This is a genomic window from Bacillus cereus group sp. TH152-1LC (assembly GCF_027710505.1).
Lineage (GTDB): Bacteria > Bacillota > Bacilli > Bacillales > Bacillaceae_G > Bacillus_A > Bacillus_A mobilis.
The window spans coordinates 248,949-263,257 of sequence record NZ_JAQFNK010000001.1 but is presented as its reverse complement, the minus strand read 5'-3'; the positions used below and the strand labels follow the sequence as shown (position 1 = coordinate 263,257).

The window sequence follows — 14,309 nt, the reverse complement described above, 5'->3', positions numbered from 1 at the left end:
AAAAAAACACAAGGCTTTTATTTTTACACCTTGTGTTTTAATTTTCTATTTTTATTCCGTTCTACTACTTGCTAGTGTTATCATCTCATCAATTAAACATCTTAATTCATTTATACCAACATCATCAATAGGTGCTAAAGCATGCCCATATATGTCGCTCCACTCTGGATGTCCTTTTGCATATTTCATTGCTTCTTTCTTCATATATTCAATTCGATATTCTACTGATGCCTTTTCATCCCATCCCTCAGTCAAATACGTTACAATAGCAAGTATTTTTTGTTCTTTCGTGTACATAATACACTTCCTCACTGTTTGTTTTAGAACAACTTCATAGTCGAAATTATTTTCCTTCTACTCATCTCGTTTGGATTTATTGCTCATCAACGAATAATTTTCCATATACATGGTTTTCATTTCAGCTTTATTAATTGAGCGAGTCATTACAGTTGTTTCGAAGCTTTTCATATCCGATACCATATTTTCAGCATCAAATCCGTAACTTTCACTTAGTTTCGAAATGTTGTTATATGTATTTTGCAGGTTCCCTCTCAGCATATCCATGTTCCCTACTTCATAATGACGCAACGCTTCTTTTTTGGTTTTAGCTTCAACCAATTTCTTAACTAATTCCACTACTTCCTTGTCTGTTTCTACTTCATCCATGTCGTCTTCATGTACAACGTTTAAAACAATTTCTTTTTCAATAGCGTTTTTAATGCCTTTAGCATTTACGTATTCATAACGAACATTTACGATTCGATTGCCCACTTCGATTTCTTTTTCTGTAAATAATTCAATAAGCACATCTAATCCATTAAATAAGTTACCTAAGAAAATTTCTCCCTTTTTATCCTCGGCATATCCATTTAAATTCGATGATACTTTGATATCTTCAGTTGTGGTAATCATCACTTTTGCTTGTTTCGTATTCAATGTCGATAGCGTTTCTAATTCTTTTGTTAAAATATCGTTTAGCTGCTCCATTTTTTCTAAATGATAAAACATTCCACCTGAAGCTGTCGCAATGACCTCCATGAAATAACTATTGTATTCTAGTCCTACTCCAATTGTAGAAACACTTATTCCATTTTTTCTGTATTCATTCACAAGCGTAGCAATACCATCATCATTTGTAATGCCATAATTCGCTACACCATCAGATGCCAACATGATTTTTATATGATGAGTCTTTGTTAACTCTTTCGGAATTTGCTTATATGCTTCTTCTAATCCATCACTCACGTTTGTCATTCCACTTGCTACTAATGCACGGATTCTATCTTTTGCTACATATCGTTCATTCTTGTTTAATGCTGTTAAGTCGTATTCTCTTCTTGCTACGCTTGAGAATGATACGATTCCTAACATATCTCCATCTTTCATCATATCAATCAATTTTTCTGAAGCTTGTTTTACATAATCAAGTTTTGTATTTCCTTCATAATGATTCTTATTGAACACACCATTTATATAACGTCTATTATCATTGCTATCTATTGAATCATTCATACTTGATGAACTATCTATTACTAGAAAAAAAGCAACTGGCTTTTCAACTTTCTCTAACGTTTCTTCTGGATTCACACGAATATGTAAATGATTCATTCCTTCTTCATTTTCCATCATTGATTTTGCAAGTTTTAATTGTAGCATTCCCATTCCCCTTACCAAAATTAAAATAGTTTATTTGATTTCAGAATTTGCGTTACTGTTTCTATAATATCACTTCTGATTTCTGATGAAACTTGATTACTAAATGTAAAAGCAATATCTGAATTAAAGTGATGTGTTTGTGTATTAATCAATGTCTCCGAAGAGTAATGATTTAATTGTGTTCCTATATTACGAATATTATTTGCATCTAAATGATTTAAAGTTCTTTTGATGTTATCCAAACTTTCACCTGTTTTTTTCATTGTACGCGTAGCTCGTAAATACTCCAGGTGCTCATCTGTAAATCTTTTTCTTCCGTTTATAATAGCCCTGTCCGGCAATAATCCGATTTCTGCGTAATGGCGAACCTTTCGGACAGTCATTTCCTTATCTCCCTCTTGTTGAAGGATTTCAGCTATTTCTTGTGCTGTATAAATTTGTTCCACTTCTATCATCCTTTTTACAGTTTAGTGTAATTACAGTTAACTGTAATGTAATTTGTCTTTAAAAATACATTTCCCTTTTTTCTAAATTCAAAATGGAAATATTTTCGGTATTTTATTTTGGATTTACATTCTGTATAATAGAATAAAAGCATAAAATAGAGAGCAGAGAGGTACACAACATGGCTATTTCTAAATATATTATGGGATTTTTCGTTTTATTCACAATCGTTATGGCTACAACTATGTATTTTCAGTCTAGTCCATCTCATGTTGAGGTTGGCACGGTAGTACATGAGTAACCAATCACCAATTCAGAAAAACTCAAACTTGTTTCTTTTCATATTATATATGAAAAAATGTAGCAAGCTTTTTAATGATATGAGGAATACAAGGCTTTCTTGTATTCCTAGGTCTTTGTATCAAATTAAGATATTTTTATTTAAAAATAAAAATAGCCTCAATGATTTTTCATTAGGCTCATCATAAGTTTACTTTATTCTACTTCTGCTTCCGCACCACATACAGCACATGTCCAAACGTCATCACGATTAGGTTTGTGGGTCACTTGTACACAATTATCAACCGTTTTTAACCAGTCTCCTTCTGCATCTACTTTCCACTCTTGCACAACGTGCGCTGTTGTAATAAATTCTTTATGGTTTTTATTTTTTGGGCATACTGCTTTCATATTATTTCTCTCCTTTTGGTTTTTGATATTATTTTAATACCATTTTTCATCCCACTAAATTAATTTGCTTCAATAATTCATCCTTAAGTCCATTTTTATCAATGTGTTGAAACAGTTGTTCTAACTCCTCATCTGTTAAACACCAGTCCACTGTCAAACCTTCACCACAAATTGATGTACATTGAAAATTCCCTTCTAAATCATAAGAAACAAAGATAGCAGCCGATGCTAATCCATACTTTTTAATATTTTCTTCTGAAAATTGAACACCTAAAATAATGTCCGCAATTTCCTCTACTACTTGATAATATGCTTTTTCACTTAATTTCATCATTTTCATTTCCCCTTTTTTATTATTTTTCTAATTATACTTTATTAAATCATTTCGAGTTAAAACTTCATATATTTTGTTATTTTAATTTAAATTGTCTTACGATAATTTTCTTCTGAATAATATTAAAAAAAATCATTTTTTCAGGATTTCTATTTATTTTGTGGTAATATATTCATAGACATAATTATAGATACCTCACTAAGAGTAAAAAAGCGCAAGGACATGACTAATCCTTGTGCTTTTTTATTTTCAACGTTTGCACCATTTTGAATTCAGTGTGTTAAAATATTGAAAACTTAAGGAGAATGAGCATGAAAACAGAACAAATATTAAAACGTATGAATGATACAAATGAGCTAATCAAGTTAATTTCTAGTCTTGACCGAAGATTTTTTTATTCTCAATATACAAATCAAATTGCCTATTTTGATTATGATACAGAATTATTTTATGTTGATAGTTACAGTGGTAACAAACTATATATCACTGACGAACAAAATAGTCGCATGGAAGGATTTAATGGCGGCGGAACTCTTTGGGATTTAGTAAAAAGCTTTAGGAAATTCATTGTAACCGGTGAGAAAGGCTTTTTAGGCGGTTTTAAAGAAACTTGGGCTTATAGTTATGAAAACACAATGAAAGCTCGCCAGAAGGCAAAAGAGATTGGATTCATTGATAATATTGATTATCCTTATGCTATTTTTTAATCCACAATGATTGAAATTAAATGAAAACGTAAAGCTGCTGGTCAAACCCGCAGCTTTTATTTATATGTTAACTTTTTTATCACCCTAATCCAGAATTTATTTTATAATATGTAAAAACTAAGGAGAATCATTATGAAACCAACATTTACTACACTATTAGAGGGACTTAACAAGGAATGGAAAGACTTTATCGAACAACAAAGACTTTGGATTTTATCTAATTCCACAGAGGAAGTTGTAGATTTTCTTAGTCATTTACATTTCGTGGAACCAAATATCTTTAAAGATACATTTGACATCGATACAGGAGGTCATTCTTATCCAAAGGTTTTCACTAGTTGGGAATTTAGCGTAGAATTTAAAGGTGATTTAGAGTTCGAAGAACCAAATCATTTCACTATAGCTTGCCATGAAATATATGACCAAGGCAGCTACAGTATATGTGATTGGAAAGTAAATAGTGCTCTGGTTGAAGCTTATGAAACAGATGGTCTTTCTTTTACGGATTATTTATGGGATTTAAATTTAGACGAAAAGTATGACGAATTAATCAACAATATGTTGTATTCTTTCCCGCTATTAGCAAAAATAAAAGAATTATTTGCTATTCTTAGCGAAGAAAAAGCAGCAGAGAAACACAAAAGCCTTATCGAAAAATACAATGAAACACAAATCAAGATAGTTGAAGAGTCTGGACAGCTATTCATTGTTTTACATGATGGATTAAAAGTCCCATTTTCAACCGAAGAATAAAACAATATTTCATATTTGCTCCCTTATACAGGGGAGCTTTTTTAAAGGAACTATTTGTTTTGTTGGTATATAAATAACAAGACTTTATGTCGAGGGAGATGATTTCATATGCTAAATAAGATTAAAGGTGGTTTATTTGGGCTTGCAATTGGTGATGCTCTAGGAGCTCCAACTGAGTTTCTCAAACCACCACAAATTGAATATAAATTTGGAGGAAAGGTTACGGAAATGATAGGCGGAGGTATGTTTAACTGGAAACCCGGAGAAACAACAGATGATACTGCTATGTCATTATGCGTAGCGCGAGGAATCTTAAACAACAAAGACAATCCCATCGAAGAAATTGGAAATGAATTTTTGAACTGGCTTCATTCAAGTCCAAAAGATATCGGAATCAATACAAGGATTGCACTGAAATACTACAAAATGCATAATTCATGGAAAGAAGCCGCTTTAACTGCACATGATTCTTTAGACGGCAAAAGTGCCGGGAATGGCTCATTAATGAGGACCCTTCCTATCCCATTATTAATACCTGATTTAGAGAAGGCACAGCACATTTCTATGGAACAATCTAGTTTAACTCACTATGATGTTCTTGCTGCTAATTGTTGTTCCATTTATACAGAAGCCATAGCAAACATTCTGAACGGAAATGAATTTAAGATTGTAATTGAACAGTCTTTCTCTCAATTAAATTTACCCAAAGAAGAATTAATAAACCCTTCTGTTCCTTCAGATGGATTTGTCCTGCATACCTTGGTTTGGGCACTACACTTATGCTATACGTCTAAAGATTTCGAAGAAGTTGTTGTTAGAGCAGCTAATGTAGGTGACGATACAGATACGATAGGAGCTATTGCTGGAGGTCTATATGGAACACATTGTGGTTATGAAAGTCTTCCGACTCGTTATATCAACGCTTTACTTAATAAAAGCGAGCTTGAAGATATTTCAAACCAAATTTATCATTTTAGAAACACGCAAATATAACGTGTTTCTTTTTGTTTAATTTCCGAAGAACCGCATAAACTTTATCACCTATTTTTCCCTAAAATTAAAAAATTCTCTTATAATAATAAAAAACTAAGGAGTGCATACAAATGCCAAATAACAAAATTTTCATCTTAAAGGAAACAAAATTATCAAAATCTAATAAATTAGAGATTAACGTTGAAACTTATTATGAAAAACCATTTGCAGAAGAAATGTTAAAAACGAAAGCAGAAAATTTAGTTGGTACACAAGGAGCAATTATTAGTAGTTCAGAACATCTTATCGAATTAAACGATGGTCATGATAACAAATATACACTCCACTTAGTTCAATCTACGGTAAATGATAGAAGTCAGGCTTTACCTGAGAAACTAACAAATTTATCAAAAAATGATATTCTTCGCCGCTATCATTCACTAGAATCTCTATGTCAATCATTGGATTCTTGCTATGATTTATACGATTTAGAATATGTTGATAAAGTAACTCAAAATAACTATGAAGCATTAGCAACATTAAGTGCTTTAGAATTATGGGCTCGATGGAAAGAAGCTCATGGAGAAGAATTATATTAGAATTAGACAATGAATCACAAAAGAACTTGGTTATTAAACCGAGTTCTTTTTTACTGTCCTAATTACTAAAATACAGAAATTAAAAAAACCTAGATAAAATTCTATCTAGGTTAAACCTTTCTAATGTTTTACTTCTCTTCTTCAACTGGGACAGTTTTCACAAGTATACGTTGCACTTTTTCTCCTGCTTGTTCTTCAATTGATTCTAGTCGAACTGGAGTTTCATCTAAAAATGAAGATTTAAACCTCTTAGCATCATCAATGTTGTCTATGAATCTTACACTAATAGCCATATCTCCCCCACCAATAAAACCAACATAGGAAATATACCCTTTTGAAGTTTTTAATACTTCATTATGGTCTTTTGCTTTTTCAAGTAATGAGATACTCACTCTCTTTGTGTCGTAATATCCATCTTCAAGAAAAATTACATGCGCTGTATCTGTATCCAGTTTATCGTATCGAACAAATGTCCCCTTCTCTTTTAATCCTCTATGGTAAACCTTTTCTCCTTCATGAAACATGTTTGTTCCTCCTAAAATTTTTTTAAAGTCTACCATGCTTTGGATTTTTTTGTTAAAAAAACAGCATTTAAGTAAAAATAAATACCCATAATAGGGCATTCATTAAAAATGTAAGTCTATCAACCTCTGGAGCTGCGACTCAAAATCATCTTGGTCTTCTACAGGAAGATATTTATTGATTCTTTGTGAAGGAACAAAGTTATCAGAAGCAAACTGAACAATATTATCGTAAATTTTCTCCATTTCGAGCATACCTTTTTCCATTATTGTATCTAGATTTTCTCTCATTTTTTGAATACGTTTTATATTAAAAGCCGTTTTTTCTTGAGTTTCCTCTAGTTCATCAATTATGTCATATCTTCTGTTGTCTATGGATTCATAAAAATCAACCTTACAAATATCAATTACTCTATTTAAATCTTTCATTTCATATTCTGATTTAATGGCTTCTCCTGCTCTTTGCATAATAGGATTATCTTCAATAAGCAAAAGGTCGCCCTCTATAACAGTAAACGGTTTTAAACCGTAGAATTCACTATGTATACCAAAAACTTTATCTTCTATAGAACCCGGCTTAATTGCTAAATACGTTTCATTAGAAACGATATTGTCAAAAAAGTTTTGCGCCCCCAAAACATCAACTTCGGTTTTCACCCATCTTTTTGGAAGACCTGTAAACAAAACATATTCAACTTCTTTTTGTTTTTTTAATTCACGTAGTTTATCTAGTAATTCTAATACCCCTGGTCTTGGTTCGATAACCACTTCGCCATTTCTATTCCGATAACTATCTATCAACACGTTATCTAAGCCGAATAGAACTTTTTTTGACATGCTATAGCCTCCTCTTGTTTTTAAATCCTTATGATAATACATAAAAATCTAAAAAAGTGTAATTTTTCGACTAATTTTTTCTGTTTTTCACCCCAAAAAATCCACTGAATATTTTTATGATAAACCAACAAATTTCCATATAAAACTTTTAGTTCGTAATGATTTTTACCAAGAAAAAATGGAGCCTACTAATTAGACTCCATTCTCCATAATACTTTTTATTTTTTCTATACCAAAGTTATCATAATAATTTTGGATTTGTTATCTTTGTACAGCAAACATCATTTCTGCTTCCATAGCCAAATCTCCATCTACCGTTGCAGTTGCTTTAGCTCTACCAATTCCACGACGGATTGAAAGCATTTCTACTTCCATAATCAAAGTGTCTCCTGGTCCTACTTGTCGCTTCCATCTACATTTTTCAACGCCAGCAAAAAATGCTATTTTTCCTGCATACTCAGGCATCGATAATAAGGCAACCGCGCCTGTTTGTGCACAAGCTTCTAATGTAATACATCCAGGGAACACAGCGTAATTAGGAAAATGTCCATTAAAAATTTCTTCATTCGCTGTAACATTTTTCTTACCTACCGCTCGTTTCCCCGGTTCTAATTCTTCAATAGAATCTACAAAAAGAAAAGGATAACGGTGCGGGATGATTTCTTTAATTTGTTCAATATTTAATTTCATAACAACTCACCTCATCATTATTTGCTCTTTCACAATACATTTTCTTTGGAAAATATCAAAGAAATCCCTCTAAAAGGAATTCATAAATAATTTATAAAAACATCTTTTAGGTGATAAAAATGAATAGAACAAAGATATTTTCCGTAATAACCAGTATATTTTTTGTAGCCATATGGATTTCTAAGCAATATTGGTTTTTAAACCAACTTAATATGAAATACTCTAACAACTATCATATATTTATTAGTTTAGGGTCATCCATATTGCTGTTTTCAGTATTATTTCTAATTAAGAATCAAAAAAGAGTTTTAGGAATGCTGATTATGGATTTCTTTTATAGTGCGATTCTTTTCAGTGACCTAGTTTACTATCGCTATTTTGGTGATTTTATTACCATCCCCGTACTTTCTCAATCCAATCAAACACTTGGAATCAAAGACAGTATTTTATATTTAATTCAACCAAGTGACTTGGCAGCGTTTATTTCTATTCCTTTTTGGATTCTATGTTTAATTTTTAATTCTCGATTTAAGACAGAAAAAACACTCAATTGGAAAAAGCGATTATCGCTTACTGGGTTTTCTTTTACCGTAGGCGCAGCAATGATGTGGCTCCCTGTACATTCTTATGTACAAAAAAATGGTAGTGACATTTTTGAACAATCTTATTCCAATGCTGCTGTTTATCGAATAACTGGTATCGTAGGCTTTCATGGATGGGACATTAAGAAATATGTTGAAGAAAACTATCTAAACAAAAAGCACATTAGCAAAGAAGAACTGCAAAAAATAGATAATTGGTTTACAAAAAAACAAAAAAACGATTCAAAAGATGCATATTATGGAATGGCAAAAGGCAAAAATATAATCGTGTTTCAATTTGAATCTCTTCAATCATTTGTTATTGGCAAAACTGTCAATGGACAAGAAATTACGCCTAATCTAAACAAATTAGCAAAAGAGAGTTTCTATTTTTCCAATATATTTGACCAAACTGGACAAGGAAGAACATCAGATGCAGAAATTTTAGTGAATGCTTCACTGCATCCACTACCTACTGGCTCTGTTCATGTTCGTTTTCCTGGAAACACATTTGATTCAACCGCAAATAACCTCAAAGAATATGGAGCGTATTCGTTTCATGGCAATACCAAATCATTTTGGAATCGCTATTTAGCACATACTAGTTTAGGTTTTGATAAATTCTATAGTATTGAAGAATTGAACAACGATGAAGTATTAGGACCCTTTTTAAGCGATGGTTCTTTATTAAAACAAACCGCAACCATTTTATCTAAGAAGAAGCAACCTTTCTATGCTTTTATTGTTGGTGTATCTAGCCACCATCCATTTAATTTTACAAATAGCAAAAACACCATTGAAATTGGAAAACTAGAAGGAACCGAATTAGGAGACTACCTACATGCTGTTAACTATGTAGATGCCCAAATAGGTCAATTTATTGAACAGTTAAAACAAAGTGGTTTATGGGATAAATCAATCTTTATTACATATGGAGACCACAATACTACTTTCATCAAGAAATCCCCGCTAGTAGCAGAATTTTTAGGAATGGAATTAAATAGTCCAGAATTATCCTTAGAAGATATACGAATTCCTTTAATTTTTCATGTTCCTGGTGGAAACAAAGATGCTATCAAAAAAGTAGATACGGTTGGAGGATTGATTGATACAGCTCCTACTTTATTTCATCTTTTAGGAAAAGAAAAACCAAAATATATGTTTGGAGAAAATTTATTAACTACTTCTAAACACTATGTTGTTTTAAGGGACGGGGGATTTGTTTCTAACGACCTTTATTTCAATAATAGAGGTGGAAACGAAATATGTTATGATTTAAAAACTTTAAAAGAAACTACTAAATCATCTTGTCAAAAAGTTCTTCCTTCCCTACTAAAGCGATTAGATATGTCTGACAAGATTATAAAAAACAACTTAATTGAACAATTAAAAAAGTAATTTAAACAAGAAAAAAGCAGCTTTATAATTTAAAAGCTGCTTTTTTGTATTCACTGTTTTTTATCTTCATTAAATACTAATGCTACCTCTTTACTAGGCACAATAGTAGATAAAGCGGACTTATATATAAGTTTTTGGGTATTTTCTTTATCAATTAGGAGAATTGAAAAGTCATCAAACGCTTCTACTCTTCCCATCATAGGAACCCCATTCGTAGTATAAATAGTTACAGGCGTTTTAGACTTTCTACACGCATTTAAAAAAGAATCCTGGATATTTGTTCGTTTTTTCATATTAATTCTCCTTTTTCTCTTGTTTTATTTTTATATGAATTCGGTATATCAATAGTATGATAAAATCCAAATCTATGTTACTTTCAAAGTATACCATGTTTTTGGATTATGGTTACTTTTTCGTAAATTCAGTACAAACATTATTAATTATAATAGGCATTCGTCTTTATTTTTCACTACATCAATTTACAATTCATCAGTCAGTTTTTCACCGCGATTTTTACACTCTTGCTCCGCTAATTCTAATGAAGGGAAACATTCACTTTCAACAATCCCCACACTATAACCCTCTTCATTCTTTCCCCAATAAATTATAGCAGTTTCATTTTCCGTAACTTGCATACCAACAGTATCGATTTTGATTCTTTCTGTCGGCTTATAGAACATCACTTCTAAATGTTCACTTTCATCGATTTTTTTACCATAACAATCAGTACAAGGAACTGTTCCACCAATGACCAATTCCAATTCACCGGTACCTTCACATTTACTGCACGGAGGGTATTTGTAATCTTCTTCAATTGTATATACTTCTGCTCCAATATTATACTTCGATGTACCTTTTAATTCCATTATATTATTCTCCTATTTCGTTAATTTATATGTTAATAACAATTATATCCTTTTTCAATAGAATAAAAAAGCAACCAACTTTGTAAAAACATCCTTTTTATGAATTTATTTTAGATGTTTCAGTGTTTTTTCTTCTATATCTTTTAAAATCTCATTGTAATAAGAGCGTCTTTCTGGTGATAAAGACTCCATGTAATGAGATATATGAACTAATTCGGTTTTTGGAGTTACCATTCTTCTATATTCCAACTGTGAAGTTTTTCGGAGATAAATGATAGTCAATTTTTCGATATGCGGTTCATATTTTTTGATTGTTTCTGAGTGAAAAACTGTATGTTCACTTAGCTTCGCATCAATCCAATGCGATGCATCTATAATGAAATCCGGCTCACACCCCTTAATTCCAGAGTTATATTTAGTAAAGGAAATATTAACTTCTTGTAATAATTTACCAACTAAATCTTCGAAACGCTTTCCTAGCTCCGAATAAATTAATACTAATGGCTTTCTTCTAGGTTTCCAATGGGCATATTTTCGGACCATCTTATAAGTTCTAAAATACCTTTCTGGTGTTTTAAAATAATGAACCAAATAATCAAATAACATTGGATGCTTTTGCAAAATGTCTTCGTCTGATACCTTTCCCTTTTCTTCTATAAGCTCTTGAATCATATCTGGAACTGACATGTTATTAAGTCCCTCGTTTTCAAATACTTTTTGCATGATATAATGACGACCATTCAATTCCAACGATTTGCGCCCAAATGGAATGGCGTTATGCGGTCCAACAACAACCGAAGATAATTCCACCATTTCGTCCAAATGCATCCGATTTACTTCATCTAAAGATAACTTTAGTTCTTCAATGTTGATGTCCATAAAACGGTTATTTTTATATAATTCGTGTGATTTTTGTTCTAAGCTGTACATGTTAGTTCTCCTTTTTTCTTTAGTTTTTGTAAATAAAAACTAAAGTCTGTGGCTTCTTTTTCAAATTATAACATGTTTTTTATTTTAATTATTTTTTTGTAAAAGCACTCTTTTATCTCTCCAACAACAAAAAAGACTAACACCTAATTAGTATTAATCTTAATTTCTAAACTTTATTGGTACGTGCAAATTAGCAAGAGTTTTATTATCTTTGTCTATCACTTTCACTTTATTATTTTTGATAGGAATCCCAACTTCATATCTATTAGGACCTACTTCCCAAGAAACACCTTTATAAATTCCTTTTATATAAACGTAGGTAGTTTCCTCTTGTATTTTTGTTTTTATTTCGATTGCTCCCATCCAGCCTCCATTTCCACCATCACTTGTAGTTATACGCAAAATAGGCTTTCCTTTTTCTCCTTCCCAATCCATGTGATATCCGTTTTTTGAAATAGTTTTAGGCATAACTATATATGAAACAGTAAAACATATTGCAATTGTTCCTAAAATTATTGATATATACCGCAAAAACTTCATATAACACCTCCTTGATTGGTAGCTATTGTAAACCATTATGATTTTATTTGTTTAAAAACATATGGAAACTTCGATATTTTTTACTGATAAAACAAGAAAAATAGGTAAATCTCACAAATTTATCTATTTAATTAATATTATGTAGTTATATTTACTAAAGGGGAGAGTCTACTATGAAGAAAACGAAAAAGATGATGACAGGCATTATAGCTGCTCTTACAGCAACTACAGTTGGATGCAGTGCCAATACTAATAATACACAACAGGAAGCAACAAAACCCATAAAGACAGTCGAACAAGCAAAGGAAACGAAAACAAATACTTGCGGCGAAGTAAAGTTGGACCATCTTTATGCTAAATATCCAAATGTTGATATCAAGGCTGTTGAAAATTATTTAGAAAAAAACAATTGTAAATACAACGAAAAAGAATTGGAAGCATTTATTGCCGACCTAAATAAAAACGGGAAACCGACTAGTACAACAAATTCATATGGCTCAACATTTCCTTATTGGTTATTTTTAATGTCAAATCGTAGTAGCAGCCCTATTTCAAATCAATCAGGTTTTATGAATAAGACAAATTCGATTCATCCAACTACGCCTCCTAAAACAGTTAACATTGTAAAACAACCTGTAACTTCAAATTCAGGTATTAATCTAAACAAAAATCCAAACGTTACTTCTGGAACACATAATTCCAATTCATCTAGTACATCTACATCTAGCTCTGCTAAAATTAGCAAAGGAATTGGTTCTAGTTCAACTCATAGTGGTTCTTAATTAGAACATATAAAGAAAATGAAAGTGCGTAAAAACCGTTATTATTACTGTTTTTACGCACTTTCATTATTCCCCACACATTTTTCTGTTTACACAAAAACTCACCTTATATTTAATTTCATTTTTTCTTTACTTTTTTATTTGTATATATTATTTAAAACACCACAATTTGTACAAGAAACGAAAGGAGGAATTTTTTTGAAATCTAATTATGAATTCAAACGGAATGTATTAGTACCGCATATTGGATTCGTTCTTCTTTTTGTGATTGGGTTTATTTTCTTACTTTTCGATTTTAGTTTAGAAACAGTCATCGGTCTTTTGAGTCTTCCTTCATTGGTGCTAATCATATATTTCTTTACACTAAAATACGAAAGGTTATTCCTTTATGATGATTTTTTGGTTCTTCGCTCCATATTAGGGCTACAGATTATCTATTATGAGGACATAAAGAGGATTCAAATCAATAGAGTATCAAAGGGAAAAAACATTAATAGGGCTAAAACAACAACCATTGAATGTTTAACTCCAGATGGATTGTCTATTTGCTCGTTTCACCCATCTTTTTTAAAGAATATAAAAGACAAAAAGGTTTTTTTCAGCTCTATTCAAACAATCACTCCCCTACTATACATTGAGAGAGTATTTTCTAAGAAAAAAGAATTCAAATCCAAAAATGAATTATTATTTTCTGCCGCTTTGTTAACTTTAATTGTTTCAATCAGTTCGTTTGGATTTTTAACTATTATGTAATCCTTAACGAAAATCAATAATAGAAAAAGCAGTGAGATTCACTCACTGCTTTTTCATTCAACCTTTATAGAATCTTCAGTTGCTGTAAAAACATATTCCTTATTGTATTCGCAACCTTCTTCATTACATTGAAAATATAAATGTTGCAAACCAGATACCTCACTTACTAATCTTACATCATCGCTTCCACATGCGCGGCAAACTATTTTTATCATATTACCATCTACCACCTTTATGATTCTATTCTCTAATATTT

20 protein-coding genes are annotated in these 14,309 nt (G+C 31.3%); 7 read left to right on the top strand and 13 right to left on the bottom strand.

From position 1 onward, the window contains the following. Positions 1 to 51: 51 nt before the first annotated feature. The 5 genes from PDL00_RS01375 to PDL00_RS01355 form a co-directional block, all read right to left on the bottom strand. Positions 52 to 297: a hypothetical protein gene (locus tag PDL00_RS01375; RefSeq protein WP_270725641.1), complete on the bottom strand. Its 246-nt coding sequence runs from the start codon at positions 295 to 297 to the stop codon at positions 52 to 54. A 57-nt stretch (positions 298 to 354) separates the two neighbouring features. Beyond that, entirely contained in the window at positions 355 to 1,656 is a 1,302-nt protein-coding gene (locus PDL00_RS01370) for a vWA domain-containing protein (RefSeq protein WP_270725639.1), read from the bottom strand. A 20-nt stretch (positions 1,657 to 1,676) separates the two neighbouring features. Then, a complete protein-coding gene (locus tag PDL00_RS01365) occupies positions 1,677 to 2,102 on the bottom strand; it encodes a MerR family transcriptional regulator (RefSeq protein ID WP_270725637.1) in 426 nt (141 codons plus the stop codon). Positions 2,103 to 2,595: 493 nt separating this feature from the next. Further along, entirely contained in the window at positions 2,596 to 2,790 is a 195-nt protein-coding gene (locus tag PDL00_RS01360) for a hypothetical protein (protein WP_270725635.1), read from the bottom strand. Positions 2,791 to 2,836: 46 nt separating this feature from the next. Beyond that, positions 2,837 to 3,124, bottom strand: coding sequence for a hypothetical protein (locus PDL00_RS01355; RefSeq protein ID WP_270725633.1), 288 nt, complete (start codon positions 3,122 to 3,124; stop codon positions 2,837 to 2,839). Positions 3,125 to 3,435: 311 nt separating this feature from the next. On the opposite strand from PDL00_RS01355, the gene PDL00_RS01350 reads away from it, so the two are divergent. From PDL00_RS01350 to PDL00_RS01335, 4 genes are all read left to right on the top strand, one after another. Next, a complete protein-coding gene (locus tag PDL00_RS01350; protein ID WP_270725631.1) occupies positions 3,436 to 3,831 on the top strand; it encodes a hypothetical protein in 396 nt (131 codons plus the stop codon). 132 nt (positions 3,832 to 3,963) lie between these two features. Continuing rightward, positions 3,964 to 4,584, top strand: a complete 621-nt coding sequence (locus PDL00_RS01345; RefSeq protein WP_270725629.1) for a hypothetical protein — start codon at positions 3,964 to 3,966, stop codon at positions 4,582 to 4,584. Between the two features lie 108 nt (positions 4,585 to 4,692). Continuing rightward, a complete protein-coding gene (locus PDL00_RS01340; RefSeq protein WP_270725627.1) occupies positions 4,693 to 5,577 on the top strand; it encodes an ADP-ribosylglycohydrolase family protein in 885 nt (294 codons plus the stop codon). A gap of 110 nt (positions 5,578 to 5,687) precedes the next feature. Then, entirely contained in the window at positions 5,688 to 6,155 is a 468-nt protein-coding gene (locus tag PDL00_RS01335) for a hypothetical protein (protein WP_270725625.1), read from the top strand. Positions 6,156 to 6,283: 128 nt separating this feature from the next. On the opposite strand, the gene PDL00_RS01330 is transcribed toward PDL00_RS01335, so the two are convergent. From PDL00_RS01330 to fabZ, 3 genes are all read right to left on the bottom strand, one after another. Then, a complete protein-coding gene (locus PDL00_RS01330; protein ID WP_098006551.1) occupies positions 6,284 to 6,679 on the bottom strand; it encodes a hypothetical protein in 396 nt (131 codons plus the stop codon). Positions 6,680 to 6,781: 102 nt separating this feature from the next. Further along, positions 6,782 to 7,513: a hypothetical protein gene (locus PDL00_RS01325; RefSeq protein WP_270725620.1), complete on the bottom strand. Its 732-nt coding sequence runs from the start codon at positions 7,511 to 7,513 to the stop codon at positions 6,782 to 6,784. A 261-nt stretch (positions 7,514 to 7,774) separates the two neighbouring features. Beyond that, positions 7,775 to 8,203, bottom strand: coding sequence for a 3-hydroxyacyl-ACP dehydratase FabZ (gene fabZ, locus PDL00_RS01320; protein ID WP_270725617.1), 429 nt, complete (start codon positions 8,201 to 8,203; stop codon positions 7,775 to 7,777). A gap of 119 nt (positions 8,204 to 8,322) precedes the next feature. Here fabZ and PDL00_RS01315 point away from each other — a divergent pair, with 119 nt between their 5' ends. Beyond that, the gene (locus PDL00_RS01315; RefSeq protein ID WP_270725615.1) at positions 8,323 to 10,182 is read left to right on the top strand and encodes an LTA synthase family protein; all 1,860 of its coding nucleotides are present in this window, start codon (positions 8,323 to 8,325) and stop codon (positions 10,180 to 10,182) included. Positions 10,183 to 10,232: 50 nt separating this feature from the next. Here PDL00_RS01315 and hfq read toward each other — a convergent pair whose 3' ends face one another. The 4 genes from hfq to PDL00_RS01295 form a co-directional block, all read right to left on the bottom strand. Then, a complete protein-coding gene (hfq, locus tag PDL00_RS01310) occupies positions 10,233 to 10,475 on the bottom strand; it encodes an RNA chaperone Hfq (RefSeq protein ID WP_098006994.1) in 243 nt (80 codons plus the stop codon). Between the two features lie 186 nt (positions 10,476 to 10,661). Next, complete coding sequence (locus PDL00_RS01305) at positions 10,662 to 11,048, bottom strand: hypothetical protein (RefSeq protein ID WP_270725612.1); 387 nt, start codon at positions 11,046 to 11,048, stop codon at positions 10,662 to 10,664. A 105-nt stretch (positions 11,049 to 11,153) separates the two neighbouring features. Further along, positions 11,154 to 11,978 (bottom strand): hypothetical protein, encoded by an 825-nt coding sequence (locus PDL00_RS01300; RefSeq protein WP_270725610.1) that lies wholly within the window; start codon positions 11,976 to 11,978, stop codon positions 11,154 to 11,156. Positions 11,979 to 12,137: 159 nt separating this feature from the next. Beyond that, positions 12,138 to 12,518 (bottom strand): hypothetical protein, encoded by a 381-nt coding sequence (locus tag PDL00_RS01295; RefSeq protein WP_098879636.1) that lies wholly within the window; start codon positions 12,516 to 12,518, stop codon positions 12,138 to 12,140. A 173-nt stretch (positions 12,519 to 12,691) separates the two neighbouring features. Between PDL00_RS01295 and PDL00_RS01290 the strand changes: the two genes are divergently transcribed. Next, positions 12,692 to 13,300: a hypothetical protein gene (locus PDL00_RS01290; protein ID WP_270725608.1), complete on the top strand. Its 609-nt coding sequence runs from the start codon at positions 12,692 to 12,694 to the stop codon at positions 13,298 to 13,300. Between the two features lie 198 nt (positions 13,301 to 13,498). Next, positions 13,499 to 14,053 carry a DUF6585 family protein gene (locus PDL00_RS01285; RefSeq protein WP_270725606.1) on the top strand — a complete coding sequence of 185 codons (555 nt, stop codon included), beginning with the start codon at positions 13,499 to 13,501 and terminating at the stop codon, positions 14,051 to 14,053. Between the two features lie 53 nt (positions 14,054 to 14,106). Here the strand turns inward: PDL00_RS01285 and PDL00_RS01280 are convergent, their stop codons facing one another. Continuing rightward, positions 14,107 to 14,268 carry a hypothetical protein gene (locus PDL00_RS01280; protein ID WP_270725604.1) on the bottom strand — a complete coding sequence of 54 codons (162 nt, stop codon included), beginning with the start codon at positions 14,266 to 14,268 and terminating at the stop codon, positions 14,107 to 14,109. Positions 14,269 to 14,309: the final 41 nt, after the last annotated feature.

Bases quoted from the DNA above. Each gene is read 5' to 3' on its own strand.
- PDL00_RS01375 (WP_270725641.1), bottom strand. From the start codon at position 297: ATGTACACGAAAGAACAAAAAATACTTGCTATTGTAACGTATTTGACT.
- PDL00_RS01370 (WP_270725639.1), bottom strand. From the start codon at position 1,656: ATGCTACAATTAAAACTTGCAAAATCAATGATGGAAAATGAAGAAGGA.
- PDL00_RS01360 (WP_270725635.1), bottom strand. From the start codon at position 2,790: ATGAAAGCAGTATGCCCAAAAAATAAAAACCATAAAGAATTTATTACA.
- PDL00_RS01355 (WP_270725633.1), bottom strand. From the start codon at position 3,124: ATGATGAAATTAAGTGAAAAAGCATATTATCAAGTAGTAGAGGAAATT.
- PDL00_RS01350 (WP_270725631.1), top strand. From the start codon at position 3,436: ATGAAAACAGAACAAATATTAAAACGTATGAATGATACAAATGAGCTA.
- PDL00_RS01345 (WP_270725629.1), top strand. From the start codon at position 3,964: ATGAAACCAACATTTACTACACTATTAGAGGGACTTAACAAGGAATGG.
- PDL00_RS01340 (WP_270725627.1), top strand. From the start codon at position 4,693: ATGCTAAATAAGATTAAAGGTGGTTTATTTGGGCTTGCAATTGGTGAT.
- PDL00_RS01335 (WP_270725625.1), top strand. From the start codon at position 5,688: ATGCCAAATAACAAAATTTTCATCTTAAAGGAAACAAAATTATCAAAA.
- PDL00_RS01330 (WP_098006551.1), bottom strand. From the start codon at position 6,679: ATGTTTCATGAAGGAGAAAAGGTTTACCATAGAGGATTAAAAGAGAAG.
- PDL00_RS01325 (WP_270725620.1), bottom strand. From the start codon at position 7,513: ATGTCAAAAAAAGTTCTATTCGGCTTAGATAACGTGTTGATAGATAGT.
- fabZ (WP_270725617.1), bottom strand. From the start codon at position 8,203: ATGAAATTAAATATTGAACAAATTAAAGAAATCATCCCGCACCGTTAT.
- PDL00_RS01315 (WP_270725615.1), top strand. From the start codon at position 8,323: ATGAATAGAACAAAGATATTTTCCGTAATAACCAGTATATTTTTTGTA.
- hfq (WP_098006994.1), bottom strand. From the start codon at position 10,475: ATGAAAAAACGAACAAATATCCAGGATTCTTTTTTAAATGCGTGTAGA.
- PDL00_RS01305 (WP_270725612.1), bottom strand. From the start codon at position 11,048: ATGGAATTAAAAGGTACATCGAAGTATAATATTGGAGCAGAAGTATAT.
- PDL00_RS01300 (WP_270725610.1), bottom strand. From the start codon at position 11,978: ATGTACAGCTTAGAACAAAAATCACACGAATTATATAAAAATAACCGT.
- PDL00_RS01295 (WP_098879636.1), bottom strand. From the start codon at position 12,518: ATGAAGTTTTTGCGGTATATATCAATAATTTTAGGAACAATTGCAATA.
- PDL00_RS01290 (WP_270725608.1), top strand. From the start codon at position 12,692: ATGAAGAAAACGAAAAAGATGATGACAGGCATTATAGCTGCTCTTACA.
- PDL00_RS01280 (WP_270725604.1), bottom strand. From the start codon at position 14,268: ATGATAAAAATAGTTTGCCGCGCATGTGGAAGCGATGATGTAAGATTA.